General features: G+C 38.4%; 27 protein-coding genes. 20 read left to right on the forward strand and 7 right to left on the reverse strand.

What is annotated here, in order from left to right; translation table 11 throughout:
• The first annotated feature begins 16 nt into the window (after positions 1–16).
• Positions 17–871, forward strand: coding sequence for an MBL fold metallo-hydrolase (locus CIL03_RS09060; protein WP_094885534.1), 855 nt, complete (start codon positions 17–19; stop codon positions 869–871).
• A gap of 191 nt (positions 872–1,062) precedes the next feature.
• Here the strand turns inward: CIL03_RS09060 and CIL03_RS09065 are convergent, their stop codons facing one another.
• The gene (locus tag CIL03_RS09065) at positions 1,063–1,542 is read right to left on the reverse strand and encodes an SRPBCC family protein (protein ID WP_094885535.1); all 480 of its coding nucleotides are present in this window, start codon (positions 1,540–1,542) and stop codon (positions 1,063–1,065) included.
• A 185-nt stretch (positions 1,543–1,727) separates the two neighbouring features.
• Here CIL03_RS09065 and treP point away from each other — a divergent pair, with 185 nt between their 5' ends.
• From treP to arsC, 6 genes are all read left to right on the forward strand, one after another.
• On the forward strand, positions 1,728–3,641 hold the full coding sequence (gene treP / locus CIL03_RS09070) for a PTS system trehalose-specific EIIBC component (RefSeq protein WP_094885537.1): 1,914 nt from the start codon (positions 1,728–1,730) through the stop codon (positions 3,639–3,641).
• A 24-nt stretch (positions 3,642–3,665) separates the two neighbouring features.
• Positions 3,666–5,315, forward strand: coding sequence for an alpha,alpha-phosphotrehalase (gene treC / locus CIL03_RS09075; RefSeq protein WP_094885538.1), 1,650 nt, complete (start codon positions 3,666–3,668; stop codon positions 5,313–5,315).
• Between the two features lie 12 nt (positions 5,316–5,327).
• A complete protein-coding gene (treR, locus tag CIL03_RS09080; protein ID WP_094885539.1) occupies positions 5,328–6,044 on the forward strand; it encodes a trehalose operon repressor in 717 nt (238 codons plus the stop codon).
• Positions 6,045–6,150: 106 nt separating this feature from the next.
• Complete coding sequence (locus tag CIL03_RS09085; RefSeq protein ID WP_094885540.1) at positions 6,151–6,495, forward strand: ArsR/SmtB family transcription factor; 345 nt, start codon at positions 6,151–6,153, stop codon at positions 6,493–6,495.
• A gap of 15 nt (positions 6,496–6,510) precedes the next feature.
• Positions 6,511–7,809 (forward strand): arsenic transporter, encoded by a 1,299-nt coding sequence (locus tag CIL03_RS09090; protein ID WP_094885541.1) that lies wholly within the window; start codon positions 6,511–6,513, stop codon positions 7,807–7,809.
• Positions 7,810–7,824: 15 nt separating this feature from the next.
• Positions 7,825–8,244: an arsenate reductase (thioredoxin) gene (gene arsC / locus CIL03_RS09095; RefSeq protein ID WP_094885542.1), complete on the forward strand. Its 420-nt coding sequence runs from the start codon at positions 7,825–7,827 to the stop codon at positions 8,242–8,244.
• A 323-nt stretch (positions 8,245–8,567) separates the two neighbouring features.
• Here the strand turns inward: arsC and CIL03_RS09105 are convergent, their stop codons facing one another.
• From CIL03_RS09105 to CIL03_RS09115, 3 genes are all read right to left on the reverse strand, one after another.
• Entirely contained in the window at positions 8,568–9,521 is a 954-nt protein-coding gene (locus tag CIL03_RS09105; RefSeq protein ID WP_094885544.1) for an ABC transporter permease, read from the reverse strand.
• Positions 9,514–10,452, reverse strand: a complete 939-nt coding sequence (locus CIL03_RS09110; protein ID WP_094885545.1) for an ABC transporter ATP-binding protein — start codon at positions 10,450–10,452, stop codon at positions 9,514–9,516. The genes CIL03_RS09105 and CIL03_RS09110 overlap by 8 nt, the downstream gene beginning before the upstream one ends.
• 108 nt (positions 10,453–10,560) lie before the next feature.
• Entirely contained in the window at positions 10,561–10,719 is a 159-nt protein-coding gene (locus tag CIL03_RS09115) for a YfhE family protein (RefSeq protein ID WP_094885546.1), read from the reverse strand.
• 150 nt (positions 10,720–10,869) lie between these two features.
• Here CIL03_RS09115 and CIL03_RS09120 point away from each other — a divergent pair, with 150 nt between their 5' ends.
• The 5 genes from CIL03_RS09120 to CIL03_RS09140 all read left to right on the forward strand — a co-directional run bounded on the left by CIL03_RS09120 (position 10,870) and on the right by CIL03_RS09140 (position 16,549).
• Positions 10,870–12,042, forward strand: coding sequence for a thiolase family protein (locus tag CIL03_RS09120; protein WP_094885547.1), 1,173 nt, complete (start codon positions 10,870–10,872; stop codon positions 12,040–12,042).
• Positions 12,033–12,803 (forward strand): SDR family NAD(P)-dependent oxidoreductase, encoded by a 771-nt coding sequence (locus tag CIL03_RS09125; protein ID WP_094885548.1) that lies wholly within the window; start codon positions 12,033–12,035, stop codon positions 12,801–12,803. The genes CIL03_RS09120 and CIL03_RS09125 overlap by 10 nt, the downstream gene beginning before the upstream one ends.
• Positions 12,804–12,815: 12 nt before the next feature.
• The gene (locus tag CIL03_RS09130) at positions 12,816–13,964 is read left to right on the forward strand and encodes an acyl-CoA dehydrogenase family protein (RefSeq protein ID WP_094885549.1); all 1,149 of its coding nucleotides are present in this window, start codon (positions 12,816–12,818) and stop codon (positions 13,962–13,964) included.
• A 68-nt stretch (positions 13,965–14,032) separates the two neighbouring features.
• Positions 14,033–15,316 (forward strand): DUF2254 domain-containing protein, encoded by a 1,284-nt coding sequence (locus tag CIL03_RS09135; protein WP_094885550.1) that lies wholly within the window; start codon positions 14,033–14,035, stop codon positions 15,314–15,316.
• Positions 15,317–15,388: 72 nt separating this feature from the next.
• Positions 15,389–16,549 (forward strand): CapA family protein, encoded by a 1,161-nt coding sequence (locus CIL03_RS09140; protein WP_094885551.1) that lies wholly within the window; start codon positions 15,389–15,391, stop codon positions 16,547–16,549.
• A gap of 50 nt (positions 16,550–16,599) precedes the next feature.
• On the opposite strand, the gene CIL03_RS09145 is transcribed toward CIL03_RS09140, so the two are convergent.
• Positions 16,600–17,289: a DUF1129 family protein gene (locus tag CIL03_RS09145; protein ID WP_094885552.1), complete on the reverse strand. Its 690-nt coding sequence runs from the start codon at positions 17,287–17,289 to the stop codon at positions 16,600–16,602.
• Entirely contained in the window at positions 17,286–17,618 is a 333-nt protein-coding gene (locus CIL03_RS09150; RefSeq protein WP_094885553.1) for a PadR family transcriptional regulator, read from the reverse strand. Before CIL03_RS09150 ends, CIL03_RS09145 begins: the two co-directional genes overlap by 4 nt.
• A 168-nt stretch (positions 17,619–17,786) precedes the next feature.
• On the opposite strand from CIL03_RS09150, the gene CIL03_RS09155 reads away from it, so the two are divergent.
• Together CIL03_RS09155 and CIL03_RS09160 are read left to right on the forward strand one after the other, a co-directional pair.
• Entirely contained in the window at positions 17,787–18,596 is an 810-nt protein-coding gene (locus CIL03_RS09155) for a DUF368 domain-containing protein (protein WP_094885554.1), read from the forward strand.
• A 428-nt stretch (positions 18,597–19,024) separates the two neighbouring features.
• Positions 19,025–19,345, forward strand: coding sequence for a thioredoxin family protein (locus CIL03_RS09160; RefSeq protein ID WP_094885555.1), 321 nt, complete (start codon positions 19,025–19,027; stop codon positions 19,343–19,345).
• 43 nt (positions 19,346–19,388) lie between these two features.
• On the opposite strand, the gene CIL03_RS09165 is transcribed toward CIL03_RS09160, so the two are convergent.
• Positions 19,389–20,012: a VOC family protein gene (locus tag CIL03_RS09165; protein WP_094885556.1), complete on the reverse strand. Its 624-nt coding sequence runs from the start codon at positions 20,010–20,012 to the stop codon at positions 19,389–19,391.
• A gap of 100 nt (positions 20,013–20,112) precedes the next feature.
• Here CIL03_RS09165 and CIL03_RS09170 point away from each other — a divergent pair, with 100 nt between their 5' ends.
• The 6 genes from CIL03_RS09170 (at position 20,113) to CIL03_RS09195 (ending at position 25,597) form a co-directional block, all read left to right on the forward strand.
• The gene (locus tag CIL03_RS09170) at positions 20,113–20,676 is read left to right on the forward strand and encodes a GNAT family N-acetyltransferase (protein WP_094885557.1); all 564 of its coding nucleotides are present in this window, start codon (positions 20,113–20,115) and stop codon (positions 20,674–20,676) included.
• Positions 20,677–20,739: 63 nt separating this feature from the next.
• Positions 20,740–21,432 (forward strand): response regulator transcription factor, encoded by a 693-nt coding sequence (locus tag CIL03_RS09175; RefSeq protein ID WP_094885558.1) that lies wholly within the window; start codon positions 20,740–20,742, stop codon positions 21,430–21,432.
• A complete protein-coding gene (locus CIL03_RS09180) occupies positions 21,429–22,787 on the forward strand; it encodes a HAMP domain-containing sensor histidine kinase (RefSeq protein WP_094885559.1) in 1,359 nt (452 codons plus the stop codon). The genes CIL03_RS09175 and CIL03_RS09180 overlap by 4 nt, the downstream gene beginning before the upstream one ends.
• Positions 22,788–22,880: 93 nt before the next feature.
• Positions 22,881–23,537 (forward strand): PepSY domain-containing protein, encoded by a 657-nt coding sequence (locus CIL03_RS09185; protein ID WP_094885560.1) that lies wholly within the window; start codon positions 22,881–22,883, stop codon positions 23,535–23,537.
• Positions 23,538–23,813: 276 nt separating this feature from the next.
• On the forward strand, positions 23,814–24,638 hold the full coding sequence (locus CIL03_RS09190) for a PepSY domain-containing protein (protein WP_094885561.1): 825 nt from the start codon (positions 23,814–23,816) through the stop codon (positions 24,636–24,638).
• Positions 24,639–25,012: 374 nt separating this feature from the next.
• Positions 25,013–25,597 (forward strand): PepSY domain-containing protein, encoded by a 585-nt coding sequence (locus tag CIL03_RS09195; protein WP_094885562.1) that lies wholly within the window; start codon positions 25,013–25,015, stop codon positions 25,595–25,597.
• The last annotated feature ends 30 nt before the right edge of the window (positions 25,598–25,627 follow it).

The following is a 25,627-nucleotide window of genomic DNA, read 5'->3' on the forward strand; positions in this document are numbered from 1 at the left end:
GAAGGAAGGTATTTAAATGCTGAAACAACTAGCAAAAAGAGTGTATTATATGCCCCATTATTCGGAAACAGATCGTCCCGCCTTAGGTTTAATTTGCGGAGATAGCTTTAGTTTGGCTGTTGATTCAGGGAATTCGCCTGCACATGGAAAAGATTTTCTTAATCTAACAGAAAAGATGGATATAACCCCTTTGAAATATGCTGTCATTACACATTGGCACTGGGATCATGTCTTTGGTATTAAAACAATGGATTTAATAACAATAAGTCATGAGGAGACGAAGAAGAAAATCAATTATATGAAAACCCTGAAATGGGATGACGCTTCGATAGATGAACGAGTTGAGACTGGGGAAGAGATTGAGTTTTGCAGCGAGATGATAAAACGGGAAATGCCAGTACGTGATAAATTGGAGTTAAAGGCACCGGATATCACTTTTAATAAGAAGCTGGAAATTGATTTGGGAGGCATAACCTGTGTGGTCGAACATGTCGGAGGGGTCCATGCACACGATTCATCCATTGTTTATATACCTGATGAAAAAATTGTGTTTCTAGGGGACTGCATATATCAGGACTTTTACAGTGGCGAATGGAGTTATGATAAGGAAGAATTGAATATCCTGATAGAAAAAATAAAAAAATATGAAGCAGATTGGTACGTAACAGGTCATCAAGACCCAAAAACACATGATGAAATGTGGAGCCTTTTTGATGATTTGACAGGTATTGGCGAAATCGTGGGGAATGAAGTTTCTCTTGATAAAGCCGTTGCCAGATTTAAGGAAATGCGAAAGATACTTCCAAATGAAGAACAGCTAGAGTATATCGAAAACTTTGTAAACGGCAATCAAAAAAGTTTGAAGAATTGATTGGCTGATAATAAAAAGAAAGTGGTGTGATGTTCAGCCGAAGTTGTGCAACTACTAAGGGAAGGCGCGCGATAACCCAAAAAGCTGCGCGTCGGCAGGGAGAAGTCGTGCGATAACCGCATAAAGTCGCGCGTTGTTACTACTTTAGGCGTCCGTCGCGCGAGTTTGAACAATTCTCGCAATCCACCAATTTACAATCCTGCTTCTTCAATTGCCTCCTGATATTTTTTATACCATCTGTTCCAAAGGGATCTCCGATTACGGATGGTGGTTCCATCAAGCAAGGCCTGAATCACTTCAAGGCAAACATGCCAGCCTGCCAGATCCTTTGGTGTATGATCTGTTACTTCATGAAGATATTCTTTGAACACAAGCTTACAGCCGAAAGAATTAGCTGCCAGTTCGAATTGTACGGAATTCTTATCCCATGTGAACGCGAGTATTGACTTTGGTTCAACCTCCAAAATTTCCATTTTTTCATAATTGCCGTCCTTCATATCAAAAAGAATTTCACTCCCCTTTTCCAATTTCTGAATTTCTAGTTCTGGAAACCACTGCTGCAGTTTATCATTGTTAGTTAAATAGGACCACACTTCATCAATTGAATAATAAAACTGCCTTGTAAATACCGCTGCAGCAAATTCACCCGATTTATCAATTTTGGCTAGCATCTAATCTCCTCCAATTATTGTGTCTCTTTAAGGATAAATCACATCTATTTTCATTACAAGATTAGCACACTTAAAGATGGGGAAGATTATTTAAAATGTAAGCAGTTGCAAGAACATGTATATACAAGTTATAATATAAGTTGTATATACATGTTTCATGGGTGATTAAAAGGAGGTTTATATAGATGGAAACAATTTATTCGCCGCTCAGCGGGAGAGTTCTCCCATTGGAGGATGTTCCAGATCCCACATTTTCTCAAAAAATGATGGGTGATGGTCTGGCTATCGAGCCTGCAGACGGGAAGGTAGTATCCCCGGTAAATGGGGAAATTGTACAGATTTTCCCGACAAAGCATGCTATCGGAATTCAAAGCGGGTCTGGTGTGGAAATACTGATACACATAGGACTTGAGACAGTATCTCTTGATGGAGAAGGCTTTGAAGCACATGTAAAACAGGGGGATACAGTCAAGGTAGGTAATCCTCTAGTTACATTTAATCTGGACTTTATAAAAGAAAAAGCTTCTAGCCACATATCTCCGATAGTCATCACCAATGGAGATAAATTAAAGAATTTTACGAAAACAGATGAAGCAAACGTTACTGCTGGTGAATCGATGCTTTTTCAAGCCAGCCTGCAAAACAGGGAAACTGAAGAAAAGGCTCCATTAAAGAAGAAATCGAATACGGAGTATGGACAGGAAGCGGATGAAATCATAGCTGCAGTTGGCGGAATTGACAATGTAAATGCTGCAACCCACTGTGTCACACGGCTCCGTTTTGCATTGTCTGATGAAGATAAAGTAGATAAAGAAGCACTTGAAAATATGAACATTGTCAAAGGTTCTTTTTCTTCAAATGGACAGTTCCAGGTTGTGATCGGCCAAGGAACTGTAGATAAAGTATATAAAGCAATGGTTGAAGAAACTGGTATTTCCGAAGCTACAAAAGAAGAAGTTAAAGCAGCAGGTGGCAAAAAACAAAACCCGCTTCAGCGCGCAATTAAAGTACTGGCAGATATATTTATTCCTATTTTGCCTGCAATCGTAACTGCAGGGTTATTGATGGGGATCAATAATATTTTAGCAAACCCCGGTATTTTCTTTGATGAGCAATCATTAATTGAAGTGTATCCAGAGTGGGCCGGTATTGCAGACATGATTAATATTATTGCCAACGCCGCATTCACTTTCCTGCCTGCATTAATTGGCTGGTCTGCAGTTAAGCGGTTTGGCGGGAATGAGCTATTAGGTGTCGTTCTCGGTTTAATTATGGTTCATCCTGCATTGTTAAGTGCATGGGACTATGGTACAGCACTGGAAGAAGGAACTATCCCAACATGGAACCTGTTTGGCTTCGAAGTAGACAAAATGGGCTATCAGGGACAAGTATTACCAGTGTTATTCGCTTCATGGATACTTGCAAAAATTGAAATTTATCTTAATAAACGAGTAATGGACTCATTGCAGCTATTAATCGTAGCACCGGTTGCATTGCTGGTAACTGGTTTTCTGACATTCATTATTATCGGACCGGCAACATTTGCAATCGGTAACTGGATTACCGATGGACTTGTAGCTATCTTTGATCAATTTGCGATTCTTGGCGGTCTTGTTTATGGTGCATTATATGCTCCACTGGTAATTACAGGGATGCATCATACTTTCCTTGCAGTGGATCTGCAATTAATTGGTTCTACGGACACAACATTCTTATGGCCAATCCTGGCATTATCCAATATTGCACAGGGTGCAGCAGCGTTTGCGATGATGCTTGTAGCGAAAGATGAAAAATTAAAGGGACTCTCCGGAACATCAGGTATTTCAGCGTGGCTGGGCATAACCGAACCGGCAATGTTTGGGGTCAATTTGCGATTTAAATATCCATTTGTGGCTGCCGTCATCGGATCTTCCATCGCTGGTGCATTTATCACCATGCAAAATGTGCTGGCAAACTCGATAGGTGTTGGTGGCGTACCAGGGATCTTTTCAATTGTTCCTGAAGGCTGGGGATCCTTCCTGATAGGAATGGCGATTGTTATGGTTGTACCATTTATCATTACCTTTTTTATAGCAAAACGTAAACTAAATACACATTAATTTAGCATAATGAGGTGAAAAGCAATGAATGAAGCATGGTGGAAAAAAGCAACAGTTTATCAAATTTATCCAAAAAGCTTTCAGGATACGACAGGGAACGGGATTGGAGATATTCAGGGAATTATCCGCAAACTGGATTATTTAAACAAATTAAGTGTCGATGTTATATGGCTCACACCTATATACAAATCCCCACAGAAAGATAATGGCTATGATATCAGTGATTATCTTTCCATAGAACCAACATATGGAACGATGGAGGATTTTGAGGAGCTTTTGGAAGAAACGCATAAACGGGATATGAAGCTGATTATGGATCTTGTCATTAATCATACTTCAACAGATCATGAATGGTTTAAAAAGGCTTCAGCCTCCAAGGAGAATGAATTTCGTGATTTCTATATTTGGAAGGATGCAATTGATGGTGCAGAACCAACAAACTGGCAATCTAAATTTGGAGGTCCAGCCTGGCAGTATGATGAAAAAACAGACCAATATTATTTGCATTTGTTTGATAAAACGCAGGCGGATTTAAACTGGGAAAATAAAAAACTGAGAAATAAGCTGTACGATATCGTTCGGTTCTGGGCAGAAAAAGGAATTGACGGTTTTCGGCTGGATGTCATTAATCTGATTTCAAAAGATCAAAGCTTTCCTGATGATGATACAGGAGTGGGGAAAAAGTTTTATACGGACGGTCCACGGATTCATGAATTTCTGAATGAAATGAATCAGTCGGCATTTTCCCCATACAATATGATGACAGTTGGAGAAATGTCTTCAACGACCATCGAAAACTGTGTATTGTATACACGCCCAGAGCGCAACGAGCTGGATATGACTTTCCAGTTCCATCATTTAAAGGTGGACTATCCAAACGGGGAAAAGTGGGCAAAGGCACCATTTGATTTTATTCAATTAAAGAAAATACTTTCAAACTGGCAATCTGGGATGCATGAGGGTGGTGGCTGGAATGCACTGTTCTGGTGCAATCATGACCAGCCGCGTGCTGTTTCCCGATTTGGCGATGACGGGGAATACCATAAGGAATCGGCAAAAATGCTGGCAACAACCCTTCATATGATGCAGGGTACTCCATATATTTATCAGGGTGAAGAAATTGGCATGACTAATCCTGACTTTGACCAGATAGAAGAGTACCGCGATGTGGAGTCCCTGAATGCCTATAGCATTCTTAAAGAACAAGGGAAATCAGAACAGGAAATCATGGAAATACTGAAGCAGAAGTCGCGTGATAATGCACGGACACCAATGCAATGGTCGAATGAAGAAAATGCAGGATTTACAACTGTAACTCCATGGATTCCGCTGGCTGAAAATTACGCTGACATCAATGTGGAAAAAACATTGCAGGAGCCGAATTCTGTTTTTAATCATTATCAGCAATTAATTCAACTTCGGAAAAAATATGATATTATAACCTATGGGGATTATCAATTGCTTTATGAAAAGGATCCGCAAATCTTTGCATATACACGTAATTGGAATGATCAGCAACTGATTGTCGTAAATAACTTTTATCCAGAAGAAACGACATTTAACCTGTCAGCAGATAATGCTGACGTGTTGTTGTCAAATTACTCCAATACCGTGGCATCAAATGGAATAGTAACGCTAAGAGCCTATGAGTCCATTGTATTTTATGTAGATTAATGAGGGAAAACTATGCAGAAGAAATATTTAAATATTTACCATGATCTTGTGAAAAAAATAGAAATGAACGTGTGGCCTGCAGCAACGAAAATTCCTTCAGAAAATGAATTAAGCAAAATCTATGCAACATCACGAGAAACAATCCGAAAAGCACTGAACCTGTTATCGCAAAGTGGCTACATTCAAAAAATCCGCGGGAAAGGCTCGGTCATAATTGGAGTAAACAAATTTGACTTCCCAGTATCAGGTATCATCAGTTTTAAAGAACTGACAGCTAATTTAAATCTGAAAGCAAAGACATGGGTAGAAGAGCTTTCTTTAAAGGATATAGATGATGAAGAGATAGCTGGACTGAAAGAACCGGGCCATGATAATGTGTGGAAGGTTGTTCGGGCAAGAGAAATTTCCGGTGAGAAAATTATATTGGACAAAGATTATTTCAGTACAAAATATGTGCCTTCACTATCGCAGAAGGTATGTGAGGATTCGATCTATGATTACCTGGAAAATGAATTGGAATTAGTCATTGGTTTTGCCCGAAAGGAAATAGTTGTTGAAGAGCCAACGGAAGAAGACAGACAGTTGCTAGACTTGGAAGGATTTTCAAATGTAGCTGTAATCAAAAGTCAGGTATATTTAGCTGATGCCAGTTTGTTTCAATATACAGAATCAAGACATAGACCAGATAAATTCCGTTTTGTGGATTTTGCCAGAAGGATAAAGAATTAATTTAAAAAATCTGCTTTTGTCGTGTTGACAAAGCAGATTTAATTATGTAGCTTATATAAGCAAATATTTATATAGTTATATTATAATAAATTTGGAGGAGAAATACATGCTGCAAACAACTATCGAAATGGAGAAAGCTGCAGTAATTTTAAAACTGCTTGGAGATAAAACTAGGTTAACAATGATGAAATTAATTGATAAGCAGGCTTGCTGTGTCTGTGAATTTGTTGAGATTTTTCAATTTAGCCAGCCATCCATCAGCCAGCATTTACGTAAATTGAAAGACCTGGGATTGGTAAATGAAGAACGAAAAGGGCAATGGATATTTTACTCTGTAAATAAAAGTAACGAGTATTATTCATTTATGAAACCGATACTTGATCAACTTCCCGATCAAAACTATAAATTAAAAGAACTGGAAGAACAGGGTACACGAATTTCCTGTTGTTAAATTGGAGGTATTTTTTTGTCAGCAACGCTTATACTCGCAATATTAATTTTCTTAGTAACACTAGTTCTGGTAATTTGGCAGCCAAAGGGATTAAACATTGGCTGGTCAGCAATAGGCGGTGCTGTTATTGCTTTGTTAGCAGGAGTAGTGGGATTTAATGACGTCATTGAAGTAACGGGAATTGTATGGAACGCTACCTTGGCTTTTGTTGCCATTATCCTTATTTCATTGATACTGGACGAAATTGGACTGTTTGAATGGGCGGCATTGCATATGGCACGAATTGCAAAAGGCAATGGGATAAAGATGTTTATCTATATCAGTCTTTTAGGTTCGGTTGTAGCTGCCCTTTTTGCTAATGATGGAGCGGCACTGATCTTAACGCCGATCGTGCTTGCAATGGTCCGAAACCTGAATTTCAAAGAAAAAATGATCTTCCCATTCATTATGGCAAGTGGATTTATCGCAGATACGACTTCATTACCATTCGTAGTAAGTAATCTTGTTAATATAGTATCCGCTGATTTCTTTGGAATCGGGTTTGTGGAATATGCATCCCGCATGATTATTCCAAACTTATTTTCCTTGACTGCGACTATTATAGTTTTATTATTCTATTTCAGGAAGAGTATCCCGGAAAGCTATGAAGTATCCAAATTAAGTGAGCCTGCAGAAGCAATCAAGGATTTAAAAATGTTCCATTTATCATGGTATGTGCTTGGATTATTGGTCATTGGCTATTTTGTCAGTGAGTTTATCAGCCTTCCTGTTTCCATTGTTGCAGGTATTATAGCAATTTTTTTCCTGCTTATGGCGAGAAAGAGCAAAGTGGTGAATACAAAAGCGGTGGTAAAAGGGGCACCATGGGATATCGTATTTTTCTCGCTGGGCATGTATATAGTGGTTTATGGATTGGGAAATGCTGGTCTGACCAGTGCCTTAGGTGCAGTAATTGAAGCAGCCGCGGAACAAGGATTATTCATTGCTACAATTGCAATGGGCTTTATTGCCGCTTTCCTGTCATCCATCATGAATAATATGCCAACGGTAATGATTGATGCTTTAGCAATTACCGGAACAAATACATCCGGTGTTTTAAAAGAAGCACTTATTTATGCAAACGTAGTTGGTTCAGACTTAGGTCCAAAGATCACACCAATTGGCTCATTAGCAACCCTGGTATGGCTCCATGTACTATCCCAAAAAGGAGTAAAGATTTCATGGGGAACCTACTTTAAAACAGGGATTGTTTTAACAATACCAATTTTACTTGTTACTTTATTGGGTCTGTATTTAACATTATTAATTTTTTAAAAAGGAGAATGAAAGATGGCTAAAGGATCAATTTACTTCCTATGCACGGGAAATTCCTGCCGAAGCCAAATGGCAGAAGGATGGGCGAAAAAATACCTTGGAGATAATTGGGAGGTAAGAAGTGCAGGGTTAGAAGCACATGGCTTAAACCCAAACGCAGTAAAAGCAATGAATGAAGTTGAAATTGATATTTCTCATCAACAATCAGAAAAAATTGATGCAGCATTTTTAAATAATGCAACGATAGCAGTTACGTTATGCGGGGATGCAAAAGATCGCTGTCCAGTAACACCACCACACGTAAAGCGTGAACATTGGGGTTTTGATGACCCAGCCAAAGCAGAAGGTACGGAAGAAGAAGTATGGAAAGTATTTCAGCAGGTTCGTGATGAGATAGGAGAACGGATTAAGCAATTCAGTGAAAACGTGAGGTAACGCTCATAACGCTGGAACAACTAAAATACAACACAAATAAAGAGACTGCGATTACCGCAGTCTCCATTAACTTATGACTTCTTGTTATCCTTCTCATTGGGAATGTATTTTGTAAAATATGCAGCAAATATTAAACATATCAGCGCCAGTCCCCAAGAAACAATTCCATTCCATACGAAGTTAATGCGTAAGCCAATAAATAAGATGACTCCACTTAGCGCTATAAAAAAAGCAGTTAAATATCGCTTCACGGTAAACACTCCAAATAATGATATATCATACTATATTATCTATTATAGTATGTGTGTTTTCCCTTTTCTATATTATTGTCCGGCTACATCTCTTTTTGTAAAGAATATCCAGGATAAAAATAAAAAGATTACATAGTAGATGACTAACATTATAACTGAAAATCCAAGTGTCATGTCTTCAATCCATGGCGAATTTCCATTAACATATTGGCTTAAATCTGTATTAGCAAAAAGAATATACTTTGCCCATGAGCGTTCTGCGAAAAATACAACTATCTGGTTTCCTGCCATCATCAGAAATATTGCCGTTCCAATTGCAAGGGCGCTATTTCGGAAAATGGTTGAAATCATAAATGCGAATGTAGCCATCATGACTAGATTTACAAGTTTGAAACCATAACCAGAAACAATTTCATTAATGACAGATACATATTCAAAGCCACCGCTCTTTTCCAATACAACATGTGGGTCAAACCCATTTACGCCAAAGAAAACAGCTCCGATGATCCAGGAGAACACCAGGACAAACAGTAAAGTGAACAAAGCAAAAAGCAGGACTGAAGTATATTTTGCCAGCAGCATTTTTGTTCTTGTTATCGGACGGATTAACAGAAGCTTGATCGTTCCCCATCTGAATTCATTCGCTACAATTCCTGCCGCAATAATGATGGTCAATAAACTGACGACAGAAAGCAGCAATTGGTTTTCCATAACAAACTGCCAGGCATCATAGCCTTTTGGCTGAATATCATTTTCAAGGTAATAGTTATTTTCTGCAATTAAACTGGTGTTCATGCCTTCCATAAATTCATCTTGTTCCATTTCCTTTGTCAACTGTTCATTTTCCGCCTGCAATTCCTGACGCCAGTTATCTTCTGTATACTTACCACTGGTATCATCAAATGTATTTGTCAGAAAGGCCAGCCCGATAATGATCCCTGCCAGAATAATGTACATAGCCCAGGTTGACTTTCGTATATATGTTTTTATTAATTCATTGTTAATCAGATTTAAAAAATTACCCAATTCTATTCTCCCCAATCAAATCCAAGAATTTATCTTCGAGTGTTGCTTTTGCTGTGCTTACCTGGTAAATAGCCAAGTCATGTTGTACAAGTGTTTGAACGATAGCAGGGATTTTTTCTTTTTCAGTTTGGAATACCAATGTACCGTTTGCATGTGTTACCTCTATTTCATAATGTTCCCTTAATAGGTTTACTGCCTTATCTTGAGGCTCTGCTTCAAGCTGTACCTGTATTAGATTTTTACTTTCCTCAGGGGATTCAGCGCCTGTAAAATCGTTCACTGCCTGAATGGCAACAAGCTCACCGTTTTTAATAATACCGATACGGTCACACATCAGTTCAATTTCGGAAAGCAGGTGACTGGAAATAATCACAGCAACATTTTCCTCTTCAGCCAGTTTTCGTATATATTGCCGGATTTCTCTAATACCGGACGGATCCAGACCGTTCGTTGGTTCATCCAAAATTAATACAGATGGCTTATGCAGTAAAGCCTGAGCAATTCCTAAACGCTGCCGCATTCCCAATGAGTATTTTCCGACCTTTTCTTTAATTGGTTTTTCCAAACCAACAAGTGCAATAGCTTCTTGTATTCGTTCTTTCGTGATTCCTGGAATCATTCGTGCGTAATGCTGCAGGTTTTGCATTCCTGTCATAAATGGATACATCTCAGGATTTTCTACAATTCCTCCAACTTCACGAATCGCTTCTTTAAACTCTGTTTTGATACTTTTTCCTAAAATACGCACATCTCCATCGGTCAGCTGCATTAAGCCAACCATCATCCGAATGGTAGTTGTTTTCCCAGCGCCATTTGGACCAATAAATCCAAAAACTTCTCCCTTATTAATGGTAAAAGATAAGCCCTTAATTATTTCTTTCTTGCCTATTTTCTTCTTTACATCAATTAATTCCATGGCAACTTCTGACATATGTATAAAACCTCCATTATTAATCTATTAGGTATTACGAAGAAAGAAATAGAAAGGTTTCAATAAAAAACACCCTGCTATAAGAAAGCAAGGTGTGTTCGATAAATGTTATTTAATTAAATCCGGATTTTCACTTTTAGCCTGATTTACCCTTTGCCTGCGATACCCGCCAGCAATATCAGCTTGTTTAAAATCCCTTGAATAATGAACTTCCTGTGCATCACTAAGCTGTTTGTTCTTTGTAGGTTGATACTGTTTATTACTCATTATTAAAAAATCCTTTCTTCAAAAGATTATCTTTCTATAAAACTGCTTTCCCGAATTTAAATAGACTAAAACATATCGGATGCTTTCGGAAAATCGTGAATATAGTTATACTGAAGGTAACTTAAAATTCAAAATATATGGGGTGTAATAATGAGAGAAGTGGTTATTGTTGATGGCTGCCGTACTGCAGTTGGCAGGAGAAAGGGAATGTTTAAAGACTACCGGCCGGATGAGTTGGCAGCTGTGGTGCTGAATAATTTAGCAGAACGGTCTAATCTTGATAAAGGAACTGTCGAAGATGTGATTTTAGGCTGTGTTACCCAGGTAAATGAACAAGGCGGAAACATTGCAAGAACTGCTGCATTAATTGCTGGTTTTCCAAAACATGTTCCCGGAGTAACCATCGACCGTCAATGCGGTTCGAGTCAGCAGGCAGTGCACTTTGGGGCACAGGCGATTGCTTCAGGTGATATGGAGATTGTAATTGCGGGTGGTGTTGAAAGCATGACACGTGCACCGATGTTTTTCAATATGGGTGATTCAAAGCCAAGTAAGCAGCTGACTGAGAAATATGAAATTGTCAATCAGGGCATATCTGCGGAAAAAATCGCTGACCAATGGAATTTTACTAGAAAGCAATTGGATGAGTTTTCATTGAGCAGTCATGAAAACGCTTTAAATGCAATCCGTGAAGGAAAATACAAAAAAGAAATTATTCCTGTGGAAGTAACGGGAGAGGATGGATCATTGAACACTATTTCAGTCGATGAGGGTCCAAGAGAAAATTCTGGCGTGGATGCACTGGGAGGCCTTAAGACTGTATTTAAAGAAGACGGAAAAATCACTGCAGGCAATGCCAGTCAAATGAGTGATGGTGCAAGTGCAGTACTTTTAATGTCTAAGGAAAAAGCAGAAGAACTGGGGCTGATGCCAAAAGCAAAAATAATCGCAAGAACTGTGGTTGGTTCAGATCCCACATTAATGCTGACAGGCCCTATTGAAGCGACCCGAAAAGTTCTGGGAAAAGCAAATCTCTCCATTGAAGATATGGACAGATATGAAGTGAATGAAGCATTTGCTCCGGTACCATTAGCCTGGCTGCAGGACGTTGGAGCAGACCCGGCCAAGCTGAATGTGAATGGCGGTGCTATTGCACTTGGTCACCCTCTTGGTGCAACCGGTACAAAATTACTCGTTTCATTAATGCACGAATTGGAACGAATTGATGGAAAATATGGGCTGCTTGCCATCTGTGAAGGTATGGGGATGGCAAATGCAACAATTATTGAACGGATTGGGCAGGAGGAGCATGGATGGAACTGAATGAATTAAGGGCTGTCATAACAGGTGGAGCATCCGGATTAGGAGAAGCCACTGTTCGCAAAATCATTGCATCAGGCGGGAAAGCAGCAATTTTTGATTTGAATTGTGAACGTGCAAATACACTGGTTGAGGAACTGGGAGCAGAAAATGTTCTTTTTCTGGAAACAGATATTACATGCGCCGATCAGACAGAAGAGAGTATGCAGGAGGTTTATGAGAAATTAGGAGCTGTCAATGTGTTGGTGAACTGTGCCGGGATTGCTACACCCGGTAAGGTTTTAAGCAGGAAAGGGACCATGGAATTATCTGCGTTTGAAAAAGTTGTTAAAGTGAACTTAATCGGGACCTTTAATGTTATTCGGGTAGCTGCATCTTATATGAATGAAAACACACCAAATCCTGAAGGAGAACGTGGAGTTATTATAAATACGGCATCTGCAGCAGCTTATGAAGGACAAATTGGCCAGGCTGCCTACAGCGCTTCAAAAGGTGGAGTAGCCAGTATGACATTACCGCTTGCGAGAGAATTTGCATCAAAAGGAATTCGGGTAATGGCAATTGCCCCAGGGTTATTTGAAACGCCAATGTTTGATACATTGCCACAGAAAGCGAGAGAAATGCTTGGAGGTACTGTTCCTTTTCCAAGTCGTCTGGGGAAATCATCGGAATATGCAAGCCTGGCAGAAAGCATCATCACAAATCCAATGCTGAATGGAGAAGTGATGAGGCTGGATGGTGCATTGCGCATGCAGCCGAAGTAGGAGGGAGTATAAATGGGGAAATACCGTTTTGAAACAGAAGAACATGAGCTGTTCCGAAAGACATTGCGCAAGTTTTTGGAAAATGAAGTGGAGCCAAACTATGAAAAATGGGAAGAGGAACGTCTTATTCCTAAGGACCTTTGGCTGAAACTGGGCGAAATGGGCTTTCTATGTCCACATGTAGAAGAAGCTTATGGCGGGCTAGGACTTGATTTCAGCTATTCTGTAATCATCCTGGAAGAGCTTGAACGGGTTGGTACAAGCTTGACTGGTGTAGGGCTCCATTCAGATATTGTTGTTCCATACATCGAATCCTATGGAACAGGAGAGCAGAAAAACCGCTGGCTGCCCGGCTGTGTTTCAGGACAGCATATAACAGCTGTTGCAATGACGGAGCCTGGCGCCGGGTCAGATCTGGCCAATATTAAAACTACTGCCATCCGTGATGGAGATGATTTTATTGTAAATGGACAGAAAACATTCATAACAAATGGGATACAGGCAGACCTTGTCTTAGTTGTAGTTAAGACTGATCCAAAAGCAAAACCAAAGCATAGAGGAATAAGTCTGCTGATGGTAGAGGATGGAATGCAAGGCTTCTCACGTGGCCGGAAACTGGATAAAGTAGGAATGCATGCACAGGATACTGCTGAGCTTTATTTTGAAGATTGTCGTGTTCCAGCGGCTAATTTGATTGGCGAAGCGGGTAATGGTTTCCGCTATTTGATGGATAAGCTGCAGCAGGAAAGGCTGGTAGTGGCAATCGCGGGTCAGACTGCATCAGAGGAAATGGTGGAAATGACCCTGGAATATGTGAAATCACGGAAAGCTTTTGGCAAAGCCATTGGCTCCTTTCAGAATACACAGTTTAAATTAGCTGAAATAGCCACACAAGTGGAGCTTGGCCATTCCTTTTTGGAAGCACTGATTGAGGACCATATTGCAGGAAAGGATATTGTAACAAAAGTATCGATGGCAAAATACTGGCTGACAGATACTGCAAAGCAAATTGCATCAGAATGTATGCAGCTGCATGGAGGTTATGGCTATATGGAAGAGTATAAAATTGCCAGGAGATACCGGGATGTGCCTGTAGCAGCAATTTATGCAGGAACAAATGAAGTGATGAAGATGATTATTGGGAAAAACATGGGACTATAAATAAAAGCTATAATCTTCTCTTTTAAGGGTATATTGATAGATATATCGGAACGAGAGGAGAAAATAGCTTGAACCGCACTAAATTTTGGATTGATACAAGAGACAGTTTCTGGTTTGTACCATTAATTTACACTAGCATTTCCGTCCTGCTTGTATTTGCAATTAATATATTGGATTCATGGCTTATTGATAGTTTTAAAGAAGGTATTCCTAAGCTGCTGGTTACTGATAAAGATGTATCCATTGAATTATATGGTTCACTGGCAACAGCCATTTTAACAATGACTACAATCAGCTTTTCAGTCATCATGGTTGTCCTGACTACCTATTCAACGCAATTTTCACCGAGAACCCTGCAGGATTTCATGCGAAGCAAAGTAACTCATCATGTTCTGGGTGTATATTGCTTTGGTTTCACCTTTGCATTATTAAATCTAGTGATTGTAGGAAAAAACAATGTAATTGCCGGACCAATTTTTATGGTGATTATTGCCCTTTTTTGTTTAGCCTTTTTTGTGTTTTTCATCCACCATTCTGCAAGATGGCTGCAGGTGAACAGTCTGATTGGCAAAATACGGAATGATGCCGTAAAAGTGATTCAGCATGTATATAAAAAGGAAAACTATGAGGAATATGAAAAATGGGATGAAGATGAAATTGATGAAATTAAGGAAATGCAGAAAACGGATATTTATACAATCAGATCAGGTTATGTGCAAATAATAGAATGGAATAAGCTGGTGAACTATACTGAAAAGAATCAATGCACGATTGATCTGCATGTCCAAGTCGGTGATTTTATCCCTAAAGGTTTTCCTTTACTAAGTGTCTATAATCATGAATCGGATTATAAATTAGAAGAAATTAATCATATTCTGGTTGTTGGAGATGAACGGACAGATATTCAGGATGCAGAATTCATGATACAGAAACTGGTTGAAATTTCTTTGAAAGCAATCTCGCCGGCTATTAATGATCCGCATACAGCGATTAATTGCATCAACCGGATTGGTGTTTTGCTTATCGAAATAGGGGAGCAATACAAAGAAATTAAATATATTGCGGACAGAAGCGGGAATTTGCGAATATTGAATCACCCCAAGAAATATGAGGATTATTTGTATAAAAGCTTTTACCAAATCAGATATTATGGAAAAAGCGATGTTTCCGTCATGTACAGTTTAATTGAAGTACTGTACAAAATTGCATTAGTCAGTGATGATGCAATCAAAGAGAAAGTCTGGAAGTTCCATCACTACATCGTGGACAATATAAAGTGGGATTCATTGTCCAATTTGGATTATAATCATTTAACAGCAATCTACGAAAAATTCGAATACTGCTGCAAATAACACATTAATTTCATAGCCCCGTAAAAGTCCTATTATGTTATGATAAAAGAAAAACATAAGGGGCAGCTGGTTATGAGAAAGCTGAATATTATAGGCTTGTTATTATTATTGGCTTTAACTGTATTTATAACTGCTTGTACGGATCAAGAAGAAGCTGTTCAGGCTACTGAACATGAGACAAAAGAGGTAATGATTCAATCTAAGTCTCAAAAGAAAATAGAACAGGAAGTTACCTTTTCAGCAATTGGTGATATATTAATTCATGCTCCAGTATATAATGATGCAAGAGTTGATGGCGGCTATGACTTCACATCTATGCTAGACAAGGTTAATCCGTATTTACATGATTCAACGATAACAATTGCAAACCAGGAAACGATGATTGGCGGAGAAACTCTGGGGTTATCCTCTTATCCCTCCTTTAATAGTCCCTACGAGATTGGTGATGCTTTAAAGGATTCCGGAGTCGATGTTGTCTCACTGGCCAATAATCATACACTGGACAGGGGAGAAAAGGCAATTCAAAATGCGATTAAGCATTGGGAAACCATTGATATGATGTATACAGGTGCATACAAGGATCAGGTTGATCGTGAAAAAGTCCGTATATACGAAACGGGAGAAGGAATTTCCATTGCATTCCTATCCTATACCTATGGCACAAATGGGATTCCAGTGCCTAATGGAAAGGAATATTTGGTCAATCTGATTGACAGGGATCGCATTTCCAGGGAAGTTGCCATGGCAAAGGATCAGGCAGATGTGGTTGCATTAAGTCTGCATTTTGGCAATGAGTATGAACGAATGCCAAATGAAACACAAAAGGAACTCGTTCAATTTGCCGCTGATGAAGGTGTTGATATTGTCATTGGGCACCATCCCCACGTATTGCAGCCTGTAGAATGGGTAACGGGAAAAGGTGGAAATAAAACCATTGCAGTTTATTCATTGGGAAACTTTTTATCTAATCAGCAGGATCTGTACCAGCGAATAGGAGGCATCTTAAGCTTTTCCATAAAGAAAACCACCCAGGGCAGCAATCGTGAGATAGAGATACATTCACCAAAGTTTATTCCTACATTTGTAAAATTTAATCAAGGATTCACTGATTATGAAGTGATTCCAATGTATCAGCTAACAGATGACGATTTATCCGGTGCAAAAAATCATTATAATGAAATAAAAGCACATATGTCACAATGGATGCCTGAGCTTGAATTTGTTGAGAGCTAATTTTATATAGGAATGCTCACCTTGTTAATTTCCAATCTAGGTGAGCATTTTTAAATTAGGTTTCGCTTTTTATTTATCATTTTTGCTAAAATATACAAAATAACTCCAACTGCCGCAAATGAAATTGTGGGTATACTTATAGTTGTTCCAAAGTCTGGCATCAAATAGATAACGAGAATGAACAAACCAATCGAAAGGGTGCTGAATGCCCATATCTGTAAAAATTCCACCCATTTCTTTTGTTTTTTCTTAGGAAATGCTGAATTTCTTAACCATCTGAAGATTATTGCAATAAATAAGTAAAGTATTAATAAATCTATGATCACAATGGCAATGCCTGAACCAATGGAGAATGTTGTCAAATCAGAACCCAAATCAAAAAAGTAATACGTTACAAAGCCGATGACCCCATTCACAAAAGCGATAATCGCTAGAAATTGCAGAATAATATAGGTGGAGAACCGCACTTGTCTTTTTCGGGTTTCCTTAGGGATTTCACCAATTAAATCCTGGCAATATTCTTTAGGGTTATTGCCAAATACATCCACTGCCGACCTTCCTTCTTCTTGTGCCTGAATTATATGTTCCAGTAATTCAAGCAATACTTCTTCTGTATACTGCTCTGATCTTGCTGAGCTAAGGCGTATATAAAGGAGCATATCTTCGTAATAAGCTAAATTTTCTTCAGTAAGCTCTTTTCTTTTTTCATTATTTAATTCGATTATTTCCTTAGCGTTCATTTCCTTCCCTCCCTCGTGATAATTCGATCAACAGGTTCTTTAATCGAATCCCAGTGATATATAAAGTCTGCAAGTGCTTCGTGGCCTTCATCTGTTAATTGATAATATTTTCGTTTTGGTCCTGCTTCTGACTTTTTCATCTCACCATGGATTAATTTTTCTTTTTGGAGACGCAGTAAAATTGGATAAATGGATCCCTCACTGACATCAGATAATCCGAACTTTTGCAGTTTCATGGAAAGCTCATAGCCATAAGTTGGCTGCTGATAAATTATTGATAAAATACAGCCTTCAAGAATTCCTTTTAATAATTGGCTTCGAAGTGACAATTACATCATCTACCTTGTATAACAATATAGTTAACCTTTGTATAACTACCTTGTTATACAAAGTAGCCTACTCACAGTATAAAAAATTTATATATAAATTGCAAGTGTTTTTTGATATGATAATTTTATGCTGAAAAAATGGACAGATGTTAAAGGAGAAAATTAAATATGGAATGGAAAAATATATATCGTGGCTTAATCATGGGTGCAAGTGATGTTATTCCAGGTGTAAGTGGGGGAACTATTGCTGTCCTGCTGGGGATTTATGATCGTCTGATTGCTGCAATTAATGGATTTGTCAGTAAGGACTGGAAAAAACAACTTGGATTTTTGATCCCGTTAGGCATTGGGGTTGGAACAGCTATTTTACTGTTAAGCCATCTGATTGAATGGTTATTTGCAAATTACCCTGGGCCGACAAAGTTTTTCTTTTTAGGGTTAATTATTGGGGTTTTACCTTACTTATTTCATCAGGCACAGGTCAAAAAAACATTTAAGATAAACCATTTTGCATTATTGCTTATAGGTGTTGTAATCGTTGGTTCGATGGTCTTCCTGCAGGCAGGAGAAGCAGCAGTAATTACCGAATTTAAAACATCGACTTATATCCTGTTATTCGTTTCAGGATTCATTGCAAGCTCTGCCATGATACTTCCCGGGATAAGCGGCTCATTCATGTTGCTTATTATTGGTGTATACCCAACTGTGATTGGAGCTGTCAGTAATTTACAGCTTGATGTTATTGCTGTAACTGGTGTTGGGATTGTTCTGGGAATTGTTATCATGAGCAAAATCATTAGTTTCTTTTTGCAAAACTATAAAACTGCAACATTTGCGGCAATCATTGGAATGGTTATCGGCTCCATTTTCGTTGTATTTCCAGGCTGGCCAGCAAGCACATCGCTGCTTCTTATCAGTGTTTTTGCATTTGGAGTCGGACTTTTCACAGCATATATTCTTGGGAAAGTAGAATATTGATAGTTTAAAGTTAAGAGTGTGTCGATGTAAATTGCGAAGTACTTAGCATCTGCTAAAATCGCCGTTCGGGATCGCTGCGGGCGGATGCTTTCCGCGGGCACGGCCTCAGCCTCCTCGAGAAAACCACTCTGCGGGGTCTTCGGACTCGTGCTATTCCCGCAGGAGTCACCGCCCTTCGCTCACCCGAACTGGTGAGACGGTTCAATGTTTTGTATATAACTCACTAGTTCACTTCATCGTCAGTAATCAAATATTTCCGGAGCGGGTTTTAGCACTCAACAAGCTTTTGCACGACGCAAGTGAACTTTCACTACGTCGCATTCTATAGAAACTGCGTCTTTAGAAAGAATCTAATGCAAAGTATAGGACAAGTTTCTCGAAAATAGTTACAATGGCTGTAGAAGGATAAATAAAGGAGTGCAAACGAAATGGAACATATACAATCAGAAGAAAAATTTAATGAAGTCATCCAAAGTGAAGAGCCGGTAATTGTTAAGTTTTTTGCTGACTGGTGTCCTGACTGCAAACGCATGGATATGTTTATTGGCGGGATTTTGGAAGAATTTAAAAACCATAAATGGTATGAAGTAAATAGTGATGAAATAGAAGGACTTGCAGAAAAATATGAAGTTATGGGTATTCCAAGTGTGTTGATTTTCCAAAATGGAGAAAAGATTGCACATCAGCACAGTGCATACACAAAAACACCAGAATCTGTAACTGAATTTCTGCATCAGCAATTGGGTTAAAAAGAAAACGATCATTCGCAGCAGCGGATGATCGTTTTGTATATTATTCGAATATAAAATCTAATTCTTGATCAGCACTGAATTTTATTTTTCCATTTTCCAAAAGGATGGAAACACCGGCTGAATCCAGCTGAAAGGCTTTATTAAAATATTCTTTTCCGGCTTTTTCGTAAGTGATTGATTTCAGCTGTTTTTCATTTATCAGGCTTTCATCTTGGGGAACATTTTTTCCATTACCCCACTCAATTAAAAAAGGAAGCTTCCTTTCCGGAAAAAGCATGCGCCAATGCAAATCGGAACCATCTGGTTTTTGCCGGTAGCCTGGTACGGGGCCTGTGAAATCCAAGCTTATTTTATCAAAATGTTTTACATACTCATCCATATTATTAGTGCGCAACGCAAATTGAATCATTCCCTCTATATTATTACTTAATGCTGAAACCAACTGCTGGACCAATGGATTATCAGACTTCCTTGCAAGATTCTCATCGAAAATCCCAAGCCATTCAATATAGCAGTCATTGGAGAAATAGGACAAATAATTATAGGTCCCCCAATTACTGTGTTTTCCGCCTTCTATGGTAGTAAGATTATGTTTCTGTCCAAATTTATGAGCAGCCTGGGCTGGATCTTTTGCAGCGATAATAATATGATCAATAGCCAACATGAAATCAACTCCTATTTGTTATTGCCTATCGTAATATTACCTGCTTATTAGTATAATGAAAAGAAATAAATATTCAAAAAAGTTTAGGAGAAGATGAACGATGCAGAATCCAATACTTAAAGAATTTCCACATGAATTTTACACAGAAAGACTTTTAATAAGACTGCCACAACCAGGTGATGCGGAGGCAGTATTTGATGCAATTAATGCAAGTAAGCAGGAGTTGAAAAAATGGCTGCCATTTGCTCAAAATGATCAGACGCTTGAAGAAACTAAAGTAAATGTAAAAGAAGCACATATTAAATTTTTACAGCGTGAAGATCTCAGAATGCATATTTTTCATCGGGACACAAATGAATTTATCGGATCTACCGGATTGCACCGAATCGATTGGGAGGTTCCCAAGTTCGAAATAGGTTATTGGATTGACACGAGACAGAGTAGAAAAGGCTATATAACTGAAGCTGTACAGGGACTAACAGATTTTGCGTTTGACGAATTGAACGCAAATCGGATTGAGATTCAATGCGATGCCAAGAACATGAAAAGCAGATCGATTCCTGAAAGATTAGGATACCAATTAGAAGGAATTCATTATAAAGATTCAATTGCAATTGATGGTGATGGATTGCGGGATACATGTATCTATGCAAAGGTTAAATAGATTCATAACTTCACTTTTCGTGATAAGGTACAGATAAGAACAATAAAAAAGCAGGTGGATAATATGGAAAGTCCGGCTATATTAATTGTGGAGGATGAACAAAAGCTAAGCCGTGTGCTGCAGCTGGAATTGGATTATGAGAATTATAAAACGGAAATTGCCGATAATGGAAAAGAAGCACTTCGTTTAATGGAAGAAAAGGAGTGGGATCTGGTTTTGCTGGATATTATGCTTCCAGAACTCAGTGGCTTGGAAGTTTTAAGAAGAATCAGGCGTACAGATCAAGTGACACCAATAATCCTTTTGACTGCCCGCGATGAAATTCATGACAAAGTGAGTGGACTAGATCTTGGGGCAAATGATTACATTACCAAACCCTTTCAAATTGAAGAGCTGCTTGCACGGATTCGGGTACATTTAAGAAATCCTGCAGTCAAAAAGGCAAATGGAAACCAGTTTTCAGTCGGTGAACTTGAAGTTAACTTGAATGCACGTGAAGTAAAACGGGCAGACAAGGAGATAGAGCTAACTCCACGAGAATTTGATCTGCTCGTCTGTTTACTGAAAAACAAAAATATCGTACTTACAAGGGATCAGCTGATTGAACAGGTATGGGGCTTTGATTATTTTGGAGATACGAATGTGGTCGATGTCTACATTCGATATTTGCGCCAAAAGGTAGATAGGGGCTACGAATCTGCCTATATCCAGACTGTTCGCGGTGTCGGATATACGATAAAGGATCAGGTTAAATGAAACTGAAGACTAAAATTCAATTATTCACCAGCATGTTTATGCTTGTATTGATTATACTGGTCAATACGTCGATCTATTTTCTGTTTTATAAAATTACCATAGATAATGAATTGGAGCAATTGACCGCACAGACTAATATTATTGTTGAGAAGTTAGCGGAAAATCCAGATAGTGCAACAAGTGAATTGCTTTTTGCTTTTCTGCCACCGGAAGGCATGATTCGGGTCATACAGGAAAATGGAAATAATTTAAAGGAACAAGCAAGAAAAGGCGAATATACGCAGTTGCCGGGGGAATACTCCACCACGGAATCTCAGGAAATTGTTGCAGGTAAAAACGGGGAGGATGTTGTGGTTATTACAAAACCAATTATCTGGAATTCCGGTGAACAAGCTGGGGAAGTCGTGACGTTACAGGTATCTGATCATTTGATAGGGAATCAGGAAACAATGCAAAACCTGTTATATGTTCTGGTAGTAGCATCTTTAATAATGCTGATTCCTACATATATCGCAGGAACGTTTTTAAGCAGATTTTTAGTACGTCCGATTAAAGATTTGATTCAAACAATGAAAGAGAATATCAGAAACAGAGAATGGAAAAAAATAAATGTGGAAAACCGGTCACAGGATGAGCTTTATGAAATGGAAAGGACATTTAATGAAATGATTGATTTTCTGCGGGATAATTTTGAGAAACAGGAGATATTTGTTTCTGATGCTTCCCATGAATTAAAGACTCCAATATCGATTGTGAAAAGCTATGCACAGCTGCTTGAAAGAAGAGGAAAAGAAAATCCTGAACTGCTGAAGGAATCCATCGAGGCAATTGATTCAGAGGCTGACCGTATGAAAAAACTGGTGGAGCAAATGCTGGCTCTGGCAAAAAACAAGCAAACAGGAGCATTAAAACAGGTTGATTTGGTTTCTCTAATTGAGGAAACAACTGCTACTTTTCAAGGTGCCTATTCACGCGAAATTAACCTGGAAAAAGGTATGGATATGCTGGTCGTTAATGGCAACAAAGATCAACTGGAGCAAATAATTTATATATTAATTGATAATGCCCTGAAATATAGCAAGGATAAAGTTAAAGTCAGTATTTCTGAAGAAAATAGTAATGCAGTTTTTCAAGTGACGGATTATGGAAATGGTATTCCAGAAGAGGAACGCTCCAGGATATTTGAGCGTTTTTACCGGATTGATAAAGCCCGAAGCAGAGACACAGGTGGTACAGGTCTTGGTTTAGCTATAGCAAAAACAATTGCAAAGGAACATCATGGTGATTTATCCGTAACGAGTGAAATTGGAGAAGGCTCCACATTTATCTTGAGATTGCCAATAGGAGAAGCGTAATGTCTTCTCATCAAATTCTAATCTTAATCACATTGTTATTTCAGACCCCTGGGTTAGAATAAAGATAATCGTATTACTGGAAGGAGGTATAGCTTGAAAAAGAAAATAGTTATGGTTTTAGGGACTGTAGCAGGGCTTGCCTTATTGGGATTTGGTATTTTTCAATCAGGTGTATCATCGGCAAACCTGGAGCTTTCATCTGATGAGATTCGTGAAATTGTAGAGACTCAATATCCAGGAGAAATTATAGAATTGGGATTGGAAAAAGATACTGCCAATGCCTACTATGCGGTGAAAGTGGAAAGTGAAGGAAAGACATATGATTTAAGGCTAGATGGAAATTCAGGAGAGATCGTGAGCTTGGAAGAAGCAGAGAAGTTAACCAGTAATGCTGAAAAAGCAGATGACAAAGTTGATAAGCAAAAAGACGAGAAAAATGACAATAGTAAGAAAAATAATGGTGAAAGCAAAAAAGAAGATAGTGATAATGCAAAAGATAATCAAGAGAATACAAACAGTAATGATAAGAAAGAATCATCCAATAGTGCAATAATCAATTCAGATAAAGCGAGAGAGATTGCGTTAAGTCAATTTTCCGGAACGATTGAAAATATAGAACGTGATGAAGATGATGGACAGCTTATTTATGAAATAGAAATAGTGAATGGTGAAGATGAGGCAGAAATTAAGATCAATGCATATACCGGGGAAGTTCTCGTTGTGGATATTGACTCAGAGGATGATGATTAAAAGCAGCAGAGCTGCCAGCAAAATGATGCTGGCAGCTTATTTCTTATGTAAAAATTGGTATAGTGATTGTATTAAAAAGTTAATAGCTATCTCACCGAATTCTAATCTTACTCACACTGTACTTTCATTCTCCGAGGATATGATGTAAGTAACAAAAAAGGAAAGGTCAGGGTACTGAAAAGGGTAAACGCATAAGCAAGAGAGGATGATTTGAGTCATTTGCTTATGAAGGAAAGCTGCAGGAGCTGAACCTGGACTAAACAAGGAGGAAATGAAGTGAAAAGAAAACTTGTTGCAACGATTGGTACATTGGCTGCAGCCGCTGTGTTGGGGTTAGGATTTTCACAATCAGGCGGGGTACAGGCAGAACCAAAATTTTCAACAGCGGATATTCATAAAAAGGTTTCAGAACAATACCCTGGAACTATTAAAGAATTGGAGCTGGCAAAAGAATCCAAAAAAGAAGTATATGAAGTAGAAATAGAGATCAATGGTAAGGAATATGAATTGGAAGTTGACGGAAACACAGGTGAAATTTTAAATCTTGATGAAAAGACAGTACCTCCAGAAGAAAACGTGGTTAATACGGTATCTGATAAGTTGATTATTACAGAAAAGAAAATGGATGAAGATGATAACAAAAAGGATGATAAAGCAGCTAAGCAGGATGACAAACCAGCCAAAAAGGAAAATAAAGCAGCTAAGCAGGATAACAATACTGTCAAAAAAGAAAGCAAACCAGCTAAACAATATGACAACACAGCTGAGAAGAAAAGCAAACCGGTTCAAAATGAAAAGCCATCCAATAAGCAGGCAGCCAATTCAAGCAAACAAGATAACTCAAAAGTGAACAATGAAAAAGTAAAAAAGAATAAAGAATCAGCCAAAATAGCAGTTATTGGTGAAAGTAAGGCTAAGCGTATTGCGTTAAGTCAGTTTTCTGGGAAGGTTGAGGAAATAGAGCTTGATAAAGACGATGGTCGATTAATTTATGAAGTAGAAATTGAAAATGGCAATAGAGAAGCAGAGATTGACATTGATGCATATACAGGGGCTGTTCTGGTATTGGATATCGATACAGACGATGATGACGACGATTGAGATCGAGCTGTCATTGGCGGCTTTTGTTTTTGAGAAAGAGTTAACATCGAATGCCGAGCATGAGACCGAACGAAATGAATTCTGGACCGAATGAATTGCGAATTGGACCGAATGAGGTGTGAGTTGGATCGGACAAAATGCGTAATCGACCGGACAGAATAAGAATGAGACCGGACGTCCAGTACGTAACTGGTTAAAACAATCTCAAGAAATAATCTCACTTAAATAAACTACAAAAATCCAGTAGAGATCAGTTCTAATCCAGCTCATTCAGTTCAAATGAATTTCTCATCAAATTCTAATCTAGCTCTCAGCCTGTTTTCATCATCAACGGTTAAGATATAAGTAACAACAAACAAGGAGGACGAAAAAAAATGAAAAAGAAATTAGGAATTGCAATTGGAACATTAGCAGGAGCAGCAGTTATTGGATTAGGGGTGTTTCAATCCAGTGCAGCGCAGGCAGATCCAAAATTATCTACGGATGATATCCGTCAGATGGTAACAGATCAATATGAAGGAACAATTACGGAAATGGAATTGGATAAAGAATTTAATAAAGTTGTTTATGAGGTAGAAATTGAAGATGAAAAACAAGAAATTGATCTGAAGCTTGATGGAGATACTGGTGAGGTTATAAAGGAGAATAAAAAAGAAAGAAAAAATGATGGTATGAAAATCACTGAAAAAGAGAAAAAACAAAAATTGAACAACAGTGATATCCTAAGCACAGATGAAGTTACTAAGATTGCTTTAAATGAGTTTTCCGGAACAGTTACAGATCTAGAATTGGATGAAGATGATGACAGACTCATTTATGAAATTGAAATTAAAAATGGTGATGACGAAGCTGACTTTGAAATTGATGCTGTGAGTGGTGAGATCTTAGAATTAGAAATTGATACAGATGACGATAAAGATAAAGACGATGATGACGACGATGATCGTTATGACGACTAAGACAAATGTGGTAAACCCCTTTAAAAATAA

This window comes from Virgibacillus indicus (assembly GCF_002266285.1).
Classification (GTDB): Bacteria; Bacillota; Bacilli; order Bacillales; family Amphibacillaceae; genus Virgibacillus_K; species Virgibacillus_K indicus.

Excerpts from the sequence above, each read along its gene's own strand:
- CIL03_RS09140 (WP_094885551.1), top strand. The coding sequence starts at position 15,389 with ATGAGAAAGCTGAATATTATAGGCTTGTTATTATTATTGGCTTTAACT.
- CIL03_RS09085 (WP_094885540.1), top strand. The coding sequence starts at position 6,151 with ATGCTGCAAACAACTATCGAAATGGAGAAAGCTGCAGTAATTTTAAAA.
- CIL03_RS09110 (WP_094885545.1), bottom strand. The coding sequence starts at position 10,452 with ATGTCAGAAGTTGCCATGGAATTAATTGATGTAAAGAAGAAAATAGGC.
- CIL03_RS09060 (WP_094885534.1), top strand. The coding sequence starts at position 17 with ATGCTGAAACAACTAGCAAAAAGAGTGTATTATATGCCCCATTATTCG.
- arsC (WP_094885542.1), top strand. The coding sequence starts at position 7,825 with ATGGCTAAAGGATCAATTTACTTCCTATGCACGGGAAATTCCTGCCGA.
- CIL03_RS09195 (WP_094885562.1), top strand. The coding sequence starts at position 25,013 with ATGAAAAAGAAATTAGGAATTGCAATTGGAACATTAGCAGGAGCAGCA.
- treC (WP_094885538.1), top strand. The coding sequence starts at position 3,666 with ATGAATGAAGCATGGTGGAAAAAAGCAACAGTTTATCAAATTTATCCA.
- CIL03_RS09120 (WP_094885547.1), top strand. The coding sequence starts at position 10,870 with ATGAGAGAAGTGGTTATTGTTGATGGCTGCCGTACTGCAGTTGGCAGG.
- CIL03_RS09115 (WP_094885546.1), bottom strand. The coding sequence starts at position 10,719 with ATGAGTAATAAACAGTATCAACCTACAAAGAACAAACAGCTTAGTGAT.
- CIL03_RS09160 (WP_094885555.1), top strand. The coding sequence starts at position 19,025 with ATGGAACATATACAATCAGAAGAAAAATTTAATGAAGTCATCCAAAGT.
- CIL03_RS09175 (WP_094885558.1), top strand. The coding sequence starts at position 20,740 with ATGGAAAGTCCGGCTATATTAATTGTGGAGGATGAACAAAAGCTAAGC.
- CIL03_RS09065 (WP_094885535.1), bottom strand. The coding sequence starts at position 1,542 with ATGCTAGCCAAAATTGATAAATCGGGTGAATTTGCTGCAGCGGTATTT.
- treR (WP_094885539.1), top strand. The coding sequence starts at position 5,328 with ATGCAGAAGAAATATTTAAATATTTACCATGATCTTGTGAAAAAAATA.
- CIL03_RS09130 (WP_094885549.1), top strand. The coding sequence starts at position 12,816 with ATGGGGAAATACCGTTTTGAAACAGAAGAACATGAGCTGTTCCGAAAG.
- CIL03_RS09180 (WP_094885559.1), top strand. The coding sequence starts at position 21,429 with ATGAAACTGAAGACTAAAATTCAATTATTCACCAGCATGTTTATGCTT.
- CIL03_RS09125 (WP_094885548.1), top strand. The coding sequence starts at position 12,033 with ATGGAACTGAATGAATTAAGGGCTGTCATAACAGGTGGAGCATCCGGA.
- CIL03_RS09170 (WP_094885557.1), top strand. The coding sequence starts at position 20,113 with ATGCAGAATCCAATACTTAAAGAATTTCCACATGAATTTTACACAGAA.
- CIL03_RS09145 (WP_094885552.1), bottom strand. The coding sequence starts at position 17,289 with ATGAACGCTAAGGAAATAATCGAATTAAATAATGAAAAAAGAAAAGAG.
- treP (WP_094885537.1), top strand. The coding sequence starts at position 1,728 with ATGGAAACAATTTATTCGCCGCTCAGCGGGAGAGTTCTCCCATTGGAG.
- CIL03_RS09155 (WP_094885554.1), top strand. The coding sequence starts at position 17,787 with ATGGAATGGAAAAATATATATCGTGGCTTAATCATGGGTGCAAGTGAT.
- CIL03_RS09165 (WP_094885556.1), bottom strand. The coding sequence starts at position 20,012 with ATGTTGGCTATTGATCATATTATTATCGCTGCAAAAGATCCAGCCCAG.